The following is a 15,057-nucleotide window of genomic DNA, read 5'->3' as shown; positions in this document are numbered from 1 at the left end:
GTGGTGCCGGGTTCAGTTCCGGGCCGCGGCCGAATCGGTCGCAGCGGTGGGCGCGGGCTGTCCCGACAGAGCGGAACGGCCGAGCAGGTCGTTGGCGGTCGCCTCGTCGGTGATCAGGATGGTGCACAGCCCGCTGGCGACGACGGCGTGCGCCACGCGGTGCTTGGCCTCGCCGGCGATCACGGCGATGGAGGTGCGGGCGCCGCGCAGCTCGTCGAGGCTGAGCCCCAGCGTGCGCGAGTTGAGCTCGGGGTCGGCGACCTGGCCGTCGTCCGTGATGAAGCGGCCGACCACGTCGCCGACGGCGCCCTTCTCGGCGAGCGCGGACACATCCTCGACGGACAGGTAGCCGGAGTCCACGTGCACCGAGCTGGTGTCGACGACGCCGGCGCTGAACAGGTACGCGTTGGCGCTGCGGGCGAGCTCGAGGACGCTCTGCACCGAGCGGTCGGCCTCGATGGCGCGGCGGGTGGCGGCGTGCTCGAAGATCGCGGGGCTGGGCAGGAGTGTCGCGGTGCCCTGCGCCTTGCGCGCGATGACGACGGCGGTGTCGGCGGCGGCGGTGGCCTGCCGGGTGGACGACACGCTCCCGTTGATCTGGACCGGGTTGACGCCGACGGCCCAGCCCGGGCGGAGGCGCGCGGCCACGGCGTGCAGGGTGCGGCCCCAGCTGACGCCGAGCGTGCGCGGCACGGGGCGGAGGGTCGTCAGGTAGTCGGCGGCGGCCTGTGCGACACGTCCCTGGACTTCGGCGTCGGAGTCGGCCGCGGGGACGACCACCGCGTCGGTCAGCCCGTAGAAGCCGCACAGCTCGCGCTCCAGCGAGAAGCGGCGGGCGCTCGGGTGCACGATCTCGATGCGGACGAAGCCGTGCTCGCGCGCCGCGACCAGCAGCCGCCCCACCTTCCAGCGGGACACGTTGAGCGCGACGCCGATCTCGTCCTGCGTCTTGCCGGCCTCGTAGTAGAGCTCTGCGGCTTTGACGGCGAGGATCTCGTCGGAATCGTTCAGGGCCACCCGTCCAGCTTAGGAAGCGTCGCGCACACGAGCAACATGTGCGTGGTAGCTGCTCAAATGAGCACAGCGCGTTTCGTTTATCGTTGGGTCGTGCCCACAGACCCCACCGCCTCCGCCCGCGCCTACGCCCTCGCCGTCGACTTCGGCGGGACGAAGGTCGAGGCCGCCCTCGTCGACACCGACGGCCGCCTCGTCGAGGGCTCCCGCCACCGCCGCCCGACCGGACGGAACGCCACCGTCCCGGAGCTGGAGGACTCGGTCGGCGGCGTCGTGCGCGCGGCCGCGGCATCCCTCCCGGACGGGGCGCGGATCGTCGGCGTCGGCATCGGCAGCGCCGGACCGATCGACCGCGCGCGGGGGCTCGTGTCGCCGCTGAACGTCCCGCACTGGCGCGACTACCCGATGCGCGACTACGTCGCCTCGGTCGCCGCCGAACTCGGGCTCGACGTGCCGGTGGTGCTCGAGATGGACGGCGTCGCCATCACGATGGCGGAGCACTGGGTGGGCGCCGCGCAGGGCGTCGACAATGTCATGGGGATGGTCATCTCGACCGGCATCGGCGGCGGCCTCATCGTCGGCGGCCGCGTGATCACCGGTCCGACCGGCAACGCCGGCCACATCGGCCACGTCGAGGTCGGCGCCACCTTCGGCGGAAAAGCACTGCGGGGTGAGGACACCTTCGGCAACCCGTACGCGCTGGAGGCGATGGCCTCCGGCCCGCACACCGTGGCGTGGGCGCGCCAGCACGGCTTCGAGGGCGCGACCGGCGAGGAGCTGGCCGCCGCCTACGCCGCCGGCGACCTCGTCGCCCGCGAGGCGATCGCCCGCACCGGCGAGGCGGTCGGACGCGCGATCGCGTCGGCGACGGCACTGCTCGACCTGGAGCTGGTGGCGATCGGCGGCGGCTTCTCGCACTCGACGCCCGACCTCTTCGACCACATGCGCACCGTGATCGAGCACCACTACTTCCCGTTCGTGCGCAAGGTCCGCATCGTCCCCTCCGCCCTCTCGTCCGAGGGCCCCCTCATCGGAGCCGCCGCCCTCATCCACCGCGCCCACCTCCTCCCCTAGCCATCTGTTCCTCACTTAGTCCGCGTTTCGGGACTGAAATCGCGGAGGAAGTGAGGAAGCGATGGTGGGGAGGGTCAGTCCTCCAGGTAGCGGGGGCGGGCGGCGACGGCGCCGGCTGCGGCGGCGGCGAGAGCGGTGGCCGTGAGGACGGCCAGGGCCAGGGTCCAGGAGTCGGTCAACTGGTGCAGCACGCCGACGGCCAGGGGGCCGAGCGCGCCGAGCGTGTAGCCGAGTCCCTGGGTGAAGCCGCTGAGCGCGACCGATCCGGCGTGGGTGCGGGTCCGCACGTTGATGAGCACCAGGCAGAGCGGGAACAGCAGCGGGCCGAGACCCGCGAACGCCACCCACAGCCACGTCGCCGTGCCGGGCACGAGGATGAGGCCCAGGTACCCGATGATGAAGAACGCGACGCCTGCGTAGATCAGCAGGGCCACGTTCCGCATCCGCGCGGCGAGCAGTGGCACCAGCAGTCCGGCCGGTATGCCCATCCCGGCATACACCGAGAGCAGGGCTCCCGCCTCCGCCGGGGGCACGCCCGCGACGTCGTGCAGGATCTGCGGCAGCCACGCGAACATGGCGTACGCGTTGAGGCTCGACACCGCGAAGATGACCGCCAGCGCCCATGCCAGGGGTGCGTGCCAGACACGGCCCTGCATGGCCGGCTGCGCGGTCTCCACCTCCGCGTCGCTGTCCGGGTGCGCCGGACGCTTGGTGATCAGGATGCGCAGCCACGGCAACACCGCCAGCAGGCTGACGACACCCCACATCCCCACCGAGACATGCCATCCGGCCGCGTCCGCGACGGGCACGGCGATCAGCGGAGGCAGCAGCGTGGACACCGACATGACGGTCGCGTATAGCGAGGTCACCAGCCCGATGCGGTCCGGGAAGTAGCGCTTCACGAGCGGCGGCAGCAGGACGTTCCCCACGCCCATCCCCGCGAAGGTCACGGCCGAGCCGATGGCGAGCACGACGAAGGAGGGCGCCGCGGCGCGGAGGAGATGCCCGATCACCATCACGCCGAGGGCGAGCACCACAACCGCCTCGAGGCTGAGCCGGCGGGTGAAGGACGGGGCGATCAGCCCGAACAGGGCGAAGCACACCGGCGGCAGCATCCCGAGCAGCCCGACGCCGATGCTGGAGACGGGGAAGTCGGCGCGGATCTCGGCGAAGATCGGCGACAGCGCGGCCACGGCCGTGCGCAGGTTCGCCGCCACCAGCAGGATGCCGACCAGCGCGATCGCGCGACCGTGCCAGAGCGGCCGTGCGACGGCAGTCGCGGAGGCGTCGGCGGAGGCGTCCGCCATCAGGAGGGCTCGCCCGCGGCCGCGGCCTCGTCGGCGGCGGGAGCGCTGCCCGTCGTGCCGGCGCCGGTCCCCGTCCCCGTCCCCGTCCCAAGGATGCGGCGGGCCTGCTCCACGTCGTCCGCGATCTGCGCGATGAGCGGCTCGATGCCGGTGTAGGCGACCATCCCGCGGATGCGCTGCACGAACGACACCTCGACGGTGTGGTCGTACAGGTCCAGCTCGCGGTCGAGCACGTAGGCCTCGACCTGCTTGTGCGGCACGCCCTCGAACGTCGGGTTGTTGCCGACGGAGATCGCGGCCGGATAGCGCCGGCCGGCATCCGTCAACCAGCCCGCGTAGACGCCGTCGGCCGGGATGAGGCCCTCCGACTCCGGGGACAGGTTCGCGGTCGGGAAGCCGAGTTCGCGTCCCCGCGCGGCCCCGTGCACGACGAGCCCGCGCACGGTCGGCGCCGACCCGAGCAGCTGCGTGGCATGGCCGACGTCGCCGTCGGCGAGCAGTTCGCGGATCCACGTGGACGACACCCGGCGGCCGTGCTCGGGGCGCACGTCGTCGATGAGCTCGACCGAGAAGCCGTACGTCTCGCCCAGCCGGCGCAGCATGTCCACGTCGCCGGCCCCACGGGCGCCGAAGCGGAAGTCGCTGCCGACGAGCACCGCCGCAGCGTGCAGCCGGTCGACGAGGATGTGGTGCACGAACGCGTCCGGCGCAAGCGAAGCGAGGGCGCGGTCGAACGTCACCATGAGCGTCGCGTCGACGCCCGTCGCGGCCAGCAGGTCGAGCTTCTGGGCGTTGCTGACCAGCGATGCCGGGCACTTCTCGGGCGCGAGCACCTCGAGCGGGTTGCGGTCGAAGGTGATGACCGTCGACACCAGCCCGCGCTCGGCGGCCACCGCCCGCAGCCGGTCGATCACCGCGCGGTGCCCGGTGTGGACGCCGTCGAACTTGCCGATCGTGACCGCGCTGGGCCCCCAGCCGTCCGGGATCTCGGCGACCTCGTGGAAGACCCTCACGACGCCGCTCCCGGACGGTGCGCGCGCAGCCAGAGGAGGCCGAGGATGGGCAGCACCAGTGGGATGAAGAGGTAACCCATCCCGTACACCGACCACACCGTGGCGTCGCGCCCGAACGGGTCGATGTCGTGCAGGCCGAGCGCTTCGGGCGCGAACAGGCTCAGCGTGCCGATCACCAGCACGCCCGCGAGCTCGAAGCTGATCGTGATCCACGCGACGCGGTACCAGACGCGGCCCGGGGCGACGAGCGCCACGGTCGCGACGATGTAGACGAGCGCCGACAGAGCGGACAGCGTGAACGCCACGGGCGCCTCGTGGAAGCGGTCGATGATCTGGAACACACTGCGTCCGGTCGCCGCCAGCGCAAGGATGCCGTAGACGAAGACGAGCACCCGGCCGACCCCCGACATGCGCCGCCTCGGGGCGGCGGGCTCGGAGTTCGTGCGCGTTGACGTGGTGTGGTGGGACATCGCTTCGATTCTATTTGCCGCGAGGGGACCTCAGGCGCCCTGCACGAACCAGATCTGCCCCATCCGGTAGACCATGACGGCGATCGCCAGGCAGACACCGCCCAGGATGACGGTGCTCCAGCGGTTCCGCTCGATCAGCGCCCAGAACCCGCCCGCCAGGGGCAGGATGATCGCGGAGATCAGGTAGATGTAGAACTCGGCCAGGCTCCCGGAGGGCGAGTTGCCCACCGCCGGCGCGATGATCGCGATCACCAGCTGCACGAGCAGCAGCAGCTCGACGAGTGCGACCGCCCCCATGCTGAGGTCGCCCGGCACCCGGCCGATGAGGCCGAGCACCACGCACAGGATGCCCGCGGCGCAGGCCACGACGACCTGCACCGTGGTGAACCAGTCGATCATGCGCTGCCCTCCGACGGCGCGACGGCTTCGTCCGTGGGGAAGTTCACGAGCGTCCTGGCTTCCTTTCCGCGGAATTCGACCAGCCCGACGAGCGCGCCGCTCGGGGCGACGGCCGCGACCGGCTCCCCGCCCGGGCCCTCCCGGTCGGCGAGGTGGATGCGGCGGCCGTGGGTCAGGTCGATGGCCTGCTGCTCGGTGAGGTCGAGCCGCTCGAACAGCCGGGTGGCCGCCTCGACCGCCGGGATCAGCGCGGCCTGCGCGTCGAGTCCGGTCAGCTCGTGCGCATCCTGAACCGAGAAGGCGCCGATGCGGGTGCGGCGGAGCGCGGTCAGGTGCCCACCCACGTCGAGGGCGGCTCCGAGATCGCGGGCCAGCGAGCGGATGTACGTTCCCGACGAGCAGACGACCCGCACATCCAGGTCGATGAAGCCCTCACCGCGCCGCGTCTCGAGCAGTTCGAACTCGGCGACCGTGACGGCCCGCGCCTTCAGCTCGACCTGCTCCCCCGCGCGCACGCGGGCGTAGGCGCGCTTGCCGTCCACCTTGATGGCGCTCACCGAGCTCGGCACCTGCTCGATCTCGCCGGTGAGCGCGAGGATGCCCGTGGCGATCGCCTCGCCGCTCACGGCATCCAACTCCTCCGTGGTCGCGGGCGGAAGCAGCTCGCCCTCGGCGTCGTCGGTCGTGGACGCCGCGCCCAGACGGATGGTCGCCAGGTACTCCTTGTCGGCCCCGACGATGTAGGTGAGCAGGCGCGTGGAGGAGTTGACCCCGACGATGAGCAGCCCGGTCGCCATCGGGTCGAGCGTGCCGGCGTGGCCGACCTTGCGCGTTCCGGCCGCCTTCCGCACGCGCGCGACGACGTCGTGACTCGTCATCCCGTCGGGCTTGTCGATCAGGATGAGGCCGCTTCCGGTCATGCGCGAGCGCCTTCGGTGGCGGACACGTCGAGGACCAGCTGCAGCTTGGTGCGGAAGGTGCACTCGATGAGCTCCTTCGCGGCCGGGTCGGTGTCGTACTCGTCGGTCATCCGCAGGCCCAGCAGCGTGTTGAGCAGCATGCCCTCGGCCAGGAACGACCGCGACTCCTCCGGCGAGAACCCCGCACCTTCGCGCAGCAGGCGGTAGATGGTCAGGAACCCGTCGCGCGCCTTGCCGCCGATGGTCGGGTCCTGGCCCATGCTGAACGCCTGCATGAGGGACAGCAGGAGGCCGCGGTCCTCGATCAGGTTGACGTACGCCAGGCCGAGGCGGCGGCCGATCTCGCCGTGCACCCCCGCCGGCGTCACCGCCGACGGGCCCTCCGGACTGTCGGGGCCCTCCGGCGACCCGTCCGCCTTCCACTGCTCGATCGTGTCGGTGAAGGCGACGAGCAGCCGCTCCAGGGAGCGCGAGAGCACGCCGACGAACAGGTTCTCCTTGCCGCCGAACATCCGCACCACGTAGGGCTGGCTGATCCCCGCCTCGCGCGCGATCTGGTCGGTGGTCGCGCCGAAGTAGCCGCGTTCGCCGAACACGCGGCTCGCGGCCTCGAGGATCTGCACCCGGCGTTCGGCCGAGGGGATCCGTTCGTTGTTCCTGTCCGTCACTCTTGACAGGTTATCAGGCGATTACTAAGGTCAGCTCTTGTAATCATCCAATAACAACAACCGGAGGCGTCGCATGTCCGCTCCCACCGCGTCGCGCACCCGCGCGGTGCCCGTCTGGCTGGCGATCGTCGCCGCCTCGCTGCCCATGTTCATGGCGACCCTCGACAACCTGGTCGTCACCAGCGCCCTGCCGGTGATCGCCCGCGACCTGTCCGCATCCATCGAAGAACTCCAGTGGGTCGTGAACGCCTACACGCTGAGCTTCGCCACGCTGATGCTCATGGCGGTCGGCCTCGGCGACCGGCTCGGCCGCCGGTCGGTGTTCCTCGCCGGGATCGCCGTCTTCACCCTGGCGAGCGCCGCGAGCGCCCTGGCGACGGAGCCGTGGATGCTGATCGGCGCCCGCGCATTGCAGGGTGCCGGAGCCGCCGCGCTCCTGCCGCTGTCGCTGACCCTGCTCGCCGGGAGCGTGAGCGCCCGCCTCCGCCCCGCCGCCATCGGCATCTGGGGCGGCATCTCCGGCCTCGGCGTCGCCCTCGGCCCGCTGATCGGCGGCGCCGTGGTGCAGGGCTGGAACTGGCAGGCCATCTTCTGGCTCAACGTGCCGCTCGGCGTGATCGCCGTGCCCCTCGTACTGCTCGCCCTGCCGAACACCTTCGGCGAGCGCGTCCGCGCCGACGTCGTCGGCCTGCTGCTGGCTGCGCCGGGCGTGCTCGGGGTCGTCTACGCGATCGTCCGCGGCAACGACGCGGGCTGGGGCAGCGCAGAGGTGCTGATCCCGCTTATCGCCGGCTCCGCCCTCCTGGTCGCGTTCGTGCTGTGGGAGTCGCGGACCACCGCGCCGTTGCTGCCGCTGCGGCTGTTCCGGGACCGCAGCTTCACCGTCGCGAACCTGGTCGGCGTCACCTTCAGCTTCGGGATCTTCGGCGCCATCTTCATCCTGATCCAGTTCCTGCAGGTGGTGCAGGGCCACACGCCGCTCGAGGCCGGCGTCATGACCATGCCGTGGACGCTCGCGCCGATGGTCGTGGCCCCGCTCACCGGACTGGCCTCCTCCCGGACCGGGACGCGCCTCCCCGTCGTCGTGGGCCTCGCGCTCCTCGCCATCGCCATGAGCTGGATCGCGCTGACCCTCTCGGCGACGCTCCCCTACTCGCAGATGTGGCCGCCGTTCCTGCTCGCCGGCATCGGGATGGGACTCGTCTTCGCGCCGAGCTCGACCGCCGTGCTCGCCAACATGCGCCCGGCCGACCACGCCAAGGCGTCCGGCACGAACTCGACCCTGCGGGAGGTGGGCGTGGCGCTGGGTGTCGCCGTCCTGACCGCCGTCTTCACCGGCGCCGGCGGCACGCTCACCCCGACCGGCTACGTGGATGCGGCGATCCCCGCCGTCTGGGTCGGAGCCGGGGTGCTCGGCGCCGCGACGCTGATCGCCCTCGCCCTGCCGAGCCGCCGCGCGGCCGCCCGGGCCGCCGCCGCGGTCGCGGCGGCCGAGCCGGCGCCCGTCGCCGAGCCGGCGCCCGTCGCCGCCCTCGCGGCCGCCGAGCCCATCCCGCTCGTCGCCGACTGAGCATCCAGGGACGCCGTTAGGCTGGAACGCGTGCGAATCGGCGTGATCGGAACCGGGGCCATCGGCGGCACGATCGCGGCGCTGCTCGACCGGGTCGGGCACCTCGTCGAGGTGACCGCGCGCGGCGCGCAGCTGGAGGCCATCCGCGCCGACGGTCTACGGCTCGACGGCGGCTGGGGCACCCACACAGCGCGGGTCGCCGCGGCGGAGACCCTGCGGACCGGGCCGGAGCTGGCGTTCCTGTGCACGAAGGCGCAGGATGCGGCGGCCGCGATCCGCGCCAACGCCGACCTCCTCGACGGCATCACGGTCGTCGTGGTGCAGAACGGCCTCGCTGGTCTGCGCGAGGCCCAGCAGCTCCTCCCCGGCTCCGACTGCGTCGGCGCGCTGGCCCTGTACGCCGCGAGCTTCCTCTCCCCCGGACGCGTCTCCGTCACCACCACCGCCAACACGTATTTGGGCGCCGGCGACGGCCCGCCGCCGGCCGCGGCGGTGGAGGCCGCGCGCATCCTGGACGCCGCCATGCCCGCGTTCGCGATCGACAACTTCACCGGCGCCCAGTGGACCAAGCTCATCGTCAACCAGATCAACGCGCTCCCTGCGATCACCGGGCTGAGCGCTCAGGAGGTCATCGGCGACCGCCGGCTGCGCGCCGTCCTGACGGCGAGCCTGCAGGAGGCGACGCGCATCGGCTACGCGCGCGGCGTCCGCTACGGCAGCATCCAGGGCCTGGACGACCGGCTACTGCGCGTCGTCGCCCGCGCACCGCGCTGGGCGGCGCAGGGCGTCCCGCTGCTGATGCGCCGCCGGATGGGCTCCACGCCCAACCCGGGCTCGACCCTGCAGAGCATCCGCCGCGGCCAGCTCACCGAGATCGACTACCTGAACGGCGCCGTCGTCGACGAGGCCCGCGCGGCCGGGCAGGATGCGCCGATCAACGCGGCGCTCACGGCGCTCGTCCACGAGGTGGAGCGCACGGGCGCCTTCCTCACCCCGGCCGAGGTCGCCGAGCGGATGCGACCTCTGATCTCCTGACGTCTACTCAGGGAACCCGCTCCACCCACCGCGGCTCCCCCGCGTCGCTCTCGTCGACCAGGAAATCCGCGGTGCCCTCCGGGTCCGCGTCCGCCACATAGAGCGGGTCGAGCACGGCATTCGTCAGCAGGATGGACGCGTTCCACGCACCGCGCAGCGACGGCCGCAGCACGAACTCGCCGTCCACGACGAGCACCGCGTCCTGCCCGGCAGTCAGCCAGCGGGACTCCACCGGCTGATCGCGCGCCTCGTCGAACGCGCTCAACTGGAAGCCCGCACTCCCGCCGAGCCGGAACGGATCGAGGAGCACGCGCCGCAGAGTGCTCTCGTCGTACCCGTCGCGGTAGTAGCTCTCCGCCGTCTCGCGCCCCAGCCGCGTGCGGTAGGCCCGCGAGGTGTGGAAGCCGTCGAGCGAGGCGCGGAACGTGTCCGCACCCGACTCCCGGAAGACCGCGGCGAGGTCGTCCGCGAAGACGGTCCCGCCTCCCGGCCCGCCGCCGTCCACGGCGACGATGACCCGCCCCGCCCGGTACGACCGCCGGATCGCGGCCAGCAGGCCGCGCAGCGCCAGCACCCGCGGGGTCGGGGGAAGCATCATGCGACGAGCATAGGCCGCCGCACCGGTTAGCCTCGATGCATGCACGACTTCGCCGCGACGGTGGTGGCCTGGTACCACGCCAACCGGCGCGACCTGCCGTGGCGGCGCGACGGGTTCACCCCGTGGGGAACCCTGGTCAGCGAGTTCATGCTGCAGCAGACGCCGGTGAGCCGCGTCATCCCGCGGCTCGAGGAATGGCTGACCCGCTGGCCGACTCCCGCCGACCTCGCCGCCGTCCCGCCGGGCGAGGCCGTACGCGCGTGGAAGTCACTGGGCTACCCGCGCCGCGCCCTGTGGCTGCACTCCGCGGCGGTAGCCATCACCGAGCGCCACGGCGGTGTCGTGCCGGAGGACGTGGATGCGCTGCTCGCGCTGCCCGGGATCGGCGACTACACCGCACGCGCCGTCGCCGTCTTCGCGTACGGCAACCGGCATCCGGTCGTCGACACGAACATCCGGCGCGTCATCGCCCGGGCGGTCGACGGCCAGGCGGAGCCCGGCCCGCCGAGCCGGCGCGACCTCACCGCGATGGAGGCGCTGCTCCCGGAGGACCGGCCGGCCTCGGCGGCCTTCAACGCGGGGATGATGGAGCTCGGCGCGATCGTGTGCGTCGCGCGGACCCCGCGTTGCGACGAGTGCCCGCTCGCCGCGCAGTGCGCCTGGCGCCGCGCCGGCTACCCGCCGTACGAAGGCCCACGGAAGGCGACGCAGAAGCGCTACGAGGGAAGCGACCGCCAAGTGCGCGGCCGCATCCTCGCCGAGCTGCGGGCGGCGCACGTGCCGGTCACCGATGCGGAGCTCGAGGGCGTCTGGCCGGATGCGGCGCAGCGCGACCGCGCCCTCGCAGGCCTGCTCGCGGACGGCCTCGCGGTGGCGGCGGAGGGCGGCTACACGCTTCCCTGAGCGGGGAACACCAGCGGATCCCAGTCCAGGATGCGGTGGCTGTGCACCAGCCCCTCCGTCATGAACGGATCGCCCGCGAGGAACCGCTCCGCCGCCTCCCGCGAGCGGAAGATCGCCATGGATCCCTGCGTGGCCGGTTCGCCGAAGGTGCCGATCATGAGCACGTCGCCGCACGTCGCGAACTCCTGGAGGTACGCGTGGTGGCGGGGGTAGGTGTCGACCAGCCGCTGGAAGTGCTCGGGACCCGCATCCGGGTCGGCGTCGTAGAACGTGACGGCGTACATGCCGTCAGCATAGGACTGCGCGGGGCGTCACGACCGGCGGGTTCACCCCGCCGGCCGCGACGTCGCGTCACTCCTCGTCGTCGTCCTCGTCGGCGTCGTCGTCATCCTCGTCGAGCGACCGCGGCTTCACATACGGGTCCTCGTCGCCCGCGTACGCCGCGCCCGCGGCGAGACCGGCCACCTCGGTGTCGCGTTGACGCGCCTCCCGCAGCAGGTCCTCGATGTGGGCCGCGTTCTCCGGGATCGCGTCGAGCTGGAACTCGAGCGTCGGCGTGAGCCGGGCCGTGATGTTCTTGCCCACCTCGCTGCGCAGCATCCCGGTCGCAGCCTTCAGGGCGGCTGCGCTGTCCTCGCGCTCCTGCTCGGTGCCGTAGACCGTGTAGAACACGGTCGCGTGCTGCAGGTCGCCCGTCACCTGGACGTCGGTGATGGTCACGAAGCCGAGCCGCGGGTCGCGCAGCCCGCGGTCGAGCCGCTTGGCGATGATCTCCTTGATTCTGTCCGCGAGCTTCCTCGCGCGTGCCGGATCGGCCATGAAACGGTCCTCCCTCTGAAATAACCCGATGAAGCCGGAAGGCCCGGCGGGATGAACCGCCGGGCCTTCACTGCGTTCGACTAGACGCGCGGCTTCTCGCGAAGCTCGGTCGTCTCGATCTCGTCGCCGATCTGGATGTCGTTGTACTTGCCGAGACCGATACCGGCCTCGAAGTCCGTACGGACCTCCGTGACGTCGTCCTTGAACCGGCGCAGCGACTCGATGGCGAGGTTGTCCCCCACCACGACGCCGTCGCGGATGACCCGCGCCTTGGCGTTTCGCGTGATCGTCCCGGAGCGGACGATGACACCGGCGATGTTGCCGAACTTCGAGGAGCGGAACACCTCGCGGATCTCGGCGACACCGGACTGGACCTCTTCGAACTCGGGCTTGAGCATGCCCTTGAGCGAGTTCTCGATGTCCTCGATGGCGTTGTAGATGACCGAGTAGAAGCGCACATCCACACCCTCGCGGGCCGCACGCTCGCGCGCCTTCACGTCCGGGCGGACGTTGAAGCCGATCACGATCGCGTTGTCGATCGTGGCCAGGTCGATGTCCGACTCGGTGATGGCACCCACACCGCGGTGCAGGATGCGCAAGGACACCGACTCGTCGACCTCGATCTTCATGAGCGACTCCTCCAGCGCCTCCACGGCACCGGAAACGTCGCCCTTGATGATGAGGTTGAGCGCCTCGACCTTGCCCTCTTCCAGAGCGCGGGTGAAGTCCTCGAGCGAGATGCGCTTGCGGGCCTTGGCCAGCTGGGCGTTGCGCTCGGCGGCTTCGCGCTTCTCGGCGATCTGCCGGGCCGTGCGGTCCTCCTCGGTGACGAGGAAGACGTCGCCGGCGCGCGGGACGCTGGAGAGACCCTGCACCTGGACCGGACGCGACGGGGCTGCCTCGAAGACGGCCTCGCCGTTCTCGTCGGCCATGGCACGGACGCGGCCGTAGGCGGTGCCCGCCACGATCGCGTCGCCCACCCGGAGCGTTCCGGACTGGATGAGCACGGTCGCCACGGCGCCGCGGCCCTTGTCGAGCTTCGCCTCGATGGCGACACCGCGGGCGTCCTTGTTCGGGTTGGCGCGGAGGTCCAGACCGGCGTCGGCGGTCAGCAGGACCGCGTCGAGCAGGTCCTGGATGCCGATGTCGTTCCGGGCCGAGACGTCGACGAACATGACGTCGCCGCCGTACTCCTCAGCCACCAGGCCGAACTCGGTGAGCTGCTGGCGCACCTTGGCCGGGTTGGCGTCCGGCTTGTCGATCTTGTTGACCGCGACCACGATCGGCACGTTCGCCGCCTGGGCGTGGTTCAGCGCCTCGATGGTCTGCGGCATGATGCCGTCGTCCGCCGCGACCACGAGGATCGCGATGTCCGTGACCTGCGCACCACGGGCACGCATGGCGGTGAACGCCTCGTGACCCGGGGTGTCGATGAAGGTGATGGCACGCTCGATGCCCTCGTGCTCCGTCCACACCTGGTACGCACCGATGTGCTGGGTGATGCCGCCGGCCTCGCCCGCGACGACGTTCGCGTTGCGGATGGCGTCGAGGAGGCGCGTCTTTCCGTGGTCGACGTGGCCCATGACCGTGACGACCGGGGGCCGGATCTCGAGGTCCTCGTCGGACTCGCCCTCCAGCTCCGCGTCGAGGTCGATGTCGAAGCCCTCCAGGAGCTCCTTGTCCTCGTCCTCCGGCGACACGACCTGGATCTTGTAGCCCAGCTCTTCACCGAGCACCTCGAAGGTGGCCTCGTCGAGCGACTCGGTCGCGGTCGCCATCTCTCCCAGGTGGAAGAGGACGGTGACCAGCGACGCGGGGTTCGCGTCGATCTTGTCGGCGAAGTCGGAGATCGAGGCGCCACGGCGCAGCCGGATGACGGTGCTGCCGTCGCCGCGGGGAACGGTCACGCCGCCCAGCGACGGGGCCTCCCGCATCTCGAATTCCTGACGCTTCGCGCGCTTCGACTTGCGTGCCTTGCTCTTGCCGCCACCGCGGCCGAACGCGCCGGCCGTGCCGCCGCCCGGGCCACGACCACGGCCGCCGCCGCCACCGGGGCGCGGTCCGCCGAAGCCGCCACCGGGGCGCTGGAAGCCGCCGCCGGCGCCTGCTCCCGCACCGCCGCCGGTGCCGGGGCGCTGCTGGAAGCCGGGACGTCCGCCGCCGCCGCCCTGACGCGGGCCGGGACGGTTTCCGCCGCCCTGGCCGGGAGCGCCGATACGCGGCGAGCCGGGACGCGGCGGGGTGGGACGCGGGATGTTGCCGGGCGAGGGCCGCTGGCCCATGCCCTGCGACGACGAGAAGGGGTTGTTGCCGGGGCGCGGAGTGCGCTGGCCCATCCCCTGGTTCGACGAGTACGGGTTGTTGCCCGGGCGCGGAGCGCTCGGGCGCGGGATGCTCCCGCCGCCGGGGCGGGGCGCGGCCGGCTTGACCGCGTCGGGCGTCTCCGGCTTGGTCTCGGCTCCCGCCTTGCTCGCGGCGGCCTTCTCAGCCGCCTTCTCGGCGGCGGCCTTCTCGGCCGCGGCCTGACGCTCGGCGACCGACATCGGCGCCTGCGGCTTCGGGCCTGCCGCGGCGTCTTCCGCCACAGGGGCCTGCGGCGGGCGCGGCGCGGCGGGGCGCGGAGCCTGCGACGGCGCCTTGGGAGCCGTCGCGGTCGCCTTCTCACCGGCCGGCTTGGCCGAGCCGGAGTGTCCCTCGGCCTCGAGGGCGGCACGCAGCTTGCGGGCTACCGGAGGCTCGATGCTGGAGGACGGTCCCTTGACGAACTCGCCCATCTCCTTGAGTTTCGCGAGCGCGACTTTGCTGTCGACGCCGAGCTCGCTCGCGACCTCGTGTACGCGTGGTTTTGCAGCCACAATTCTCCTGTCTGGGCCTACCCCGGACAGGGCAGGCGTTAGTAGCGGACGGATCTCATTTCGAGCCGCTCATCGGTTGTCACTCATGTGAAGTCAACTTCTTCAGCCTGTTCTTATGAATTGCGACCGGATGGTCGCGGTGCCGAGTTCCCCGTTCACCCGAAGAGCACGCCCGAAGGCACGCCGTTTCAGGGCGAGGTCGAGACACTCGTCGACCGGATGCAGCCACGCACCCCGCCCGGGAAGAGTGGCGGAAGGATCCACCACGAGTTCCGAATTCTGGGCGACGATCCTCAGAAGTGAGGACCGGGGAGCGCGAGAACGGCATCCGACGCAGGTTCTGACGGGTTCCATCTTACTCCTCCCGGCGCGCTGCGCCGAACGGACGGTCCACCGGCCCATCCAGGCTAGC

General features: G+C 71.8%; 16 protein-coding genes. 4 read left to right on the top strand and 12 right to left on the bottom strand.

The features are described 5' to 3' along the window. Positions 1-12: 12 nt before the first annotated feature. A complete protein-coding gene (locus J2W45_RS01300) occupies positions 13-1,017 on the bottom strand; it encodes a sugar-binding transcriptional regulator (RefSeq protein WP_310128350.1) in 1,005 nt (334 codons plus the stop codon). Positions 1,018-1,107: 90 nt separating this feature from the next. Between J2W45_RS01300 and J2W45_RS01295 the strand changes: the two genes are divergently transcribed. After that, the gene (locus J2W45_RS01295; protein ID WP_310128348.1) at positions 1,108-2,088 is read left to right on the top strand and encodes an ROK family protein; all 981 of its coding nucleotides are present in this window, start codon (positions 1,108-1,110) and stop codon (positions 2,086-2,088) included. 74 nt (positions 2,089-2,162) lie between these two features. Here the strand turns inward: J2W45_RS01295 and J2W45_RS01290 are convergent, their stop codons facing one another. From J2W45_RS01290 to J2W45_RS01265, 6 genes are read right to left on the bottom strand one after another with little or no spacing between them, the layout of a single operon-like run. Beyond that, the gene (locus tag J2W45_RS01290) at positions 2,163-3,395 is read right to left on the bottom strand and encodes an MFS transporter (protein WP_310128346.1); all 1,233 of its coding nucleotides are present in this window, start codon (positions 3,393-3,395) and stop codon (positions 2,163-2,165) included. Beyond that, entirely contained in the window at positions 3,395-4,408 is a 1,014-nt protein-coding gene (locus J2W45_RS01285) for a bifunctional riboflavin kinase/FAD synthetase (RefSeq protein ID WP_310128345.1), read from the bottom strand. The genes J2W45_RS01290 and J2W45_RS01285 overlap by 1 nt, the downstream gene beginning before the upstream one ends. Continuing rightward, complete coding sequence (locus tag J2W45_RS01280; protein ID WP_310128343.1) at positions 4,405-4,878, bottom strand: hypothetical protein; 474 nt, start codon at positions 4,876-4,878, stop codon at positions 4,405-4,407. The genes J2W45_RS01285 and J2W45_RS01280 overlap by 4 nt, the downstream gene beginning before the upstream one ends. 30 nt (positions 4,879-4,908) lie before the next feature. Beyond that, positions 4,909-5,277, bottom strand: coding sequence for a hypothetical protein (locus J2W45_RS01275; RefSeq protein WP_310128341.1), 369 nt, complete (start codon positions 5,275-5,277; stop codon positions 4,909-4,911). Continuing rightward, positions 5,274-6,197 carry a tRNA pseudouridine(55) synthase TruB gene (gene truB, locus J2W45_RS01270; protein ID WP_310128339.1) on the bottom strand — a complete coding sequence of 308 codons (924 nt, stop codon included), beginning with the start codon at positions 6,195-6,197 and terminating at the stop codon, positions 5,274-5,276. The genes J2W45_RS01275 and truB overlap by 4 nt, the downstream gene beginning before the upstream one ends. After that, positions 6,194-6,865, bottom strand: a complete 672-nt coding sequence (locus J2W45_RS01265; RefSeq protein WP_310128338.1) for a TetR/AcrR family transcriptional regulator — start codon at positions 6,863-6,865, stop codon at positions 6,194-6,196. Before J2W45_RS01265 ends, truB begins: the two co-directional genes overlap by 4 nt. 73 nt (positions 6,866-6,938) lie before the next feature. Here J2W45_RS01265 and J2W45_RS01260 point away from each other — a divergent pair, with 73 nt between their 5' ends. Continuing rightward, positions 6,939-8,435, top strand: a complete 1,497-nt coding sequence (locus tag J2W45_RS01260) for a DHA2 family efflux MFS transporter permease subunit (RefSeq protein ID WP_310128335.1) — start codon at positions 6,939-6,941, stop codon at positions 8,433-8,435. Between the two features lie 30 nt (positions 8,436-8,465). Continuing rightward, the gene (locus J2W45_RS01255; RefSeq protein ID WP_310128334.1) at positions 8,466-9,470 is read left to right on the top strand and encodes a ketopantoate reductase family protein; all 1,005 of its coding nucleotides are present in this window, start codon (positions 8,466-8,468) and stop codon (positions 9,468-9,470) included. Positions 9,471-9,477: 7 nt separating this feature from the next. On the opposite strand, the gene J2W45_RS01250 is transcribed toward J2W45_RS01255, so the two are convergent. Beyond that, positions 9,478-10,068: a nucleoside/nucleotide kinase family protein gene (locus J2W45_RS01250; protein ID WP_310128333.1), complete on the bottom strand. Its 591-nt coding sequence runs from the start codon at positions 10,066-10,068 to the stop codon at positions 9,478-9,480. A 39-nt stretch (positions 10,069-10,107) separates the two neighbouring features. Between J2W45_RS01250 and J2W45_RS01245 the strand changes: the two genes are divergently transcribed. Continuing rightward, positions 10,108-10,971 (top strand): A/G-specific adenine glycosylase, encoded by an 864-nt coding sequence (locus tag J2W45_RS01245; protein WP_310128330.1) that lies wholly within the window; start codon positions 10,108-10,110, stop codon positions 10,969-10,971. Here J2W45_RS01245 and J2W45_RS01240 read toward each other — a convergent pair. From J2W45_RS01240 to J2W45_RS01225, 4 genes are all read right to left on the bottom strand, one after another. Continuing rightward, positions 10,956-11,255, bottom strand: a complete 300-nt coding sequence (locus J2W45_RS01240) for a YciI family protein (RefSeq protein ID WP_310128329.1) — start codon at positions 11,253-11,255, stop codon at positions 10,956-10,958. The two genes, J2W45_RS01245 and J2W45_RS01240, sit on opposite strands and share 16 nt — an antisense overlap. A gap of 67 nt (positions 11,256-11,322) precedes the next feature. Next, positions 11,323-11,790, bottom strand: coding sequence for a 30S ribosome-binding factor RbfA (gene rbfA / locus J2W45_RS01235; RefSeq protein WP_310128327.1), 468 nt, complete (start codon positions 11,788-11,790; stop codon positions 11,323-11,325). Between the two features lie 80 nt (positions 11,791-11,870). Further along, entirely contained in the window at positions 11,871-14,645 is a 2,775-nt protein-coding gene (gene infB, locus J2W45_RS01230; protein ID WP_310128325.1) for a translation initiation factor IF-2, read from the bottom strand. Between the two features lie 102 nt (positions 14,646-14,747). Further along, positions 14,748-14,999, bottom strand: coding sequence for a YlxR family protein (locus J2W45_RS01225; protein ID WP_310128323.1), 252 nt, complete (start codon positions 14,997-14,999; stop codon positions 14,748-14,750). Positions 15,000-15,057: the final 58 nt, after the last annotated feature.

The sequence above is a fragment of the Leifsonia shinshuensis genome, from assembly GCF_031456835.1.
In the GTDB taxonomy this organism is placed as follows: Bacteria; Actinomycetota; Actinomycetes; order Actinomycetales; family Microbacteriaceae; genus Leifsonia; species Leifsonia shinshuensis_C.
Note: the sequence above shows the minus strand (reverse complement) of the source record. Positions and strands in the feature narration are given on the sequence as shown.

Bases quoted from the DNA above. Each gene is read 5' to 3' on its own strand.
- J2W45_RS01280 (WP_310128343.1), bottom strand. From the start codon at position 4,878: ATGTCCCACCACACCACGTCAACGCGCACGAACTCCGAGCCCGCCGCC.
- J2W45_RS01260 (WP_310128335.1), top strand. From the start codon at position 6,939: ATGTCCGCTCCCACCGCGTCGCGCACCCGCGCGGTGCCCGTCTGGCTG.
- J2W45_RS01250 (WP_310128333.1), bottom strand. From the start codon at position 10,068: ATGATGCTTCCCCCGACCCCGCGGGTGCTGGCGCTGCGCGGCCTGCTG.
- J2W45_RS01275 (WP_310128341.1), bottom strand. From the start codon at position 5,277: ATGATCGACTGGTTCACCACGGTGCAGGTCGTCGTGGCCTGCGCCGCG.
- J2W45_RS01290 (WP_310128346.1), bottom strand. From the start codon at position 3,395: ATGGCGGACGCCTCCGCCGACGCCTCCGCGACTGCCGTCGCACGGCCG.
- rbfA (WP_310128327.1), bottom strand. From the start codon at position 11,790: ATGGCCGATCCGGCACGCGCGAGGAAGCTCGCGGACAGAATCAAGGAG.
- J2W45_RS01225 (WP_310128323.1), bottom strand. From the start codon at position 14,999: ATGGAACCCGTCAGAACCTGCGTCGGATGCCGTTCTCGCGCTCCCCGG.
- truB (WP_310128339.1), bottom strand. From the start codon at position 6,197: ATGACCGGAAGCGGCCTCATCCTGATCGACAAGCCCGACGGGATGACG.
- J2W45_RS01245 (WP_310128330.1), top strand. From the start codon at position 10,108: ATGCACGACTTCGCCGCGACGGTGGTGGCCTGGTACCACGCCAACCGG.
- J2W45_RS01240 (WP_310128329.1), bottom strand. From the start codon at position 11,255: ATGTACGCCGTCACGTTCTACGACGCCGACCCGGATGCGGGTCCCGAG.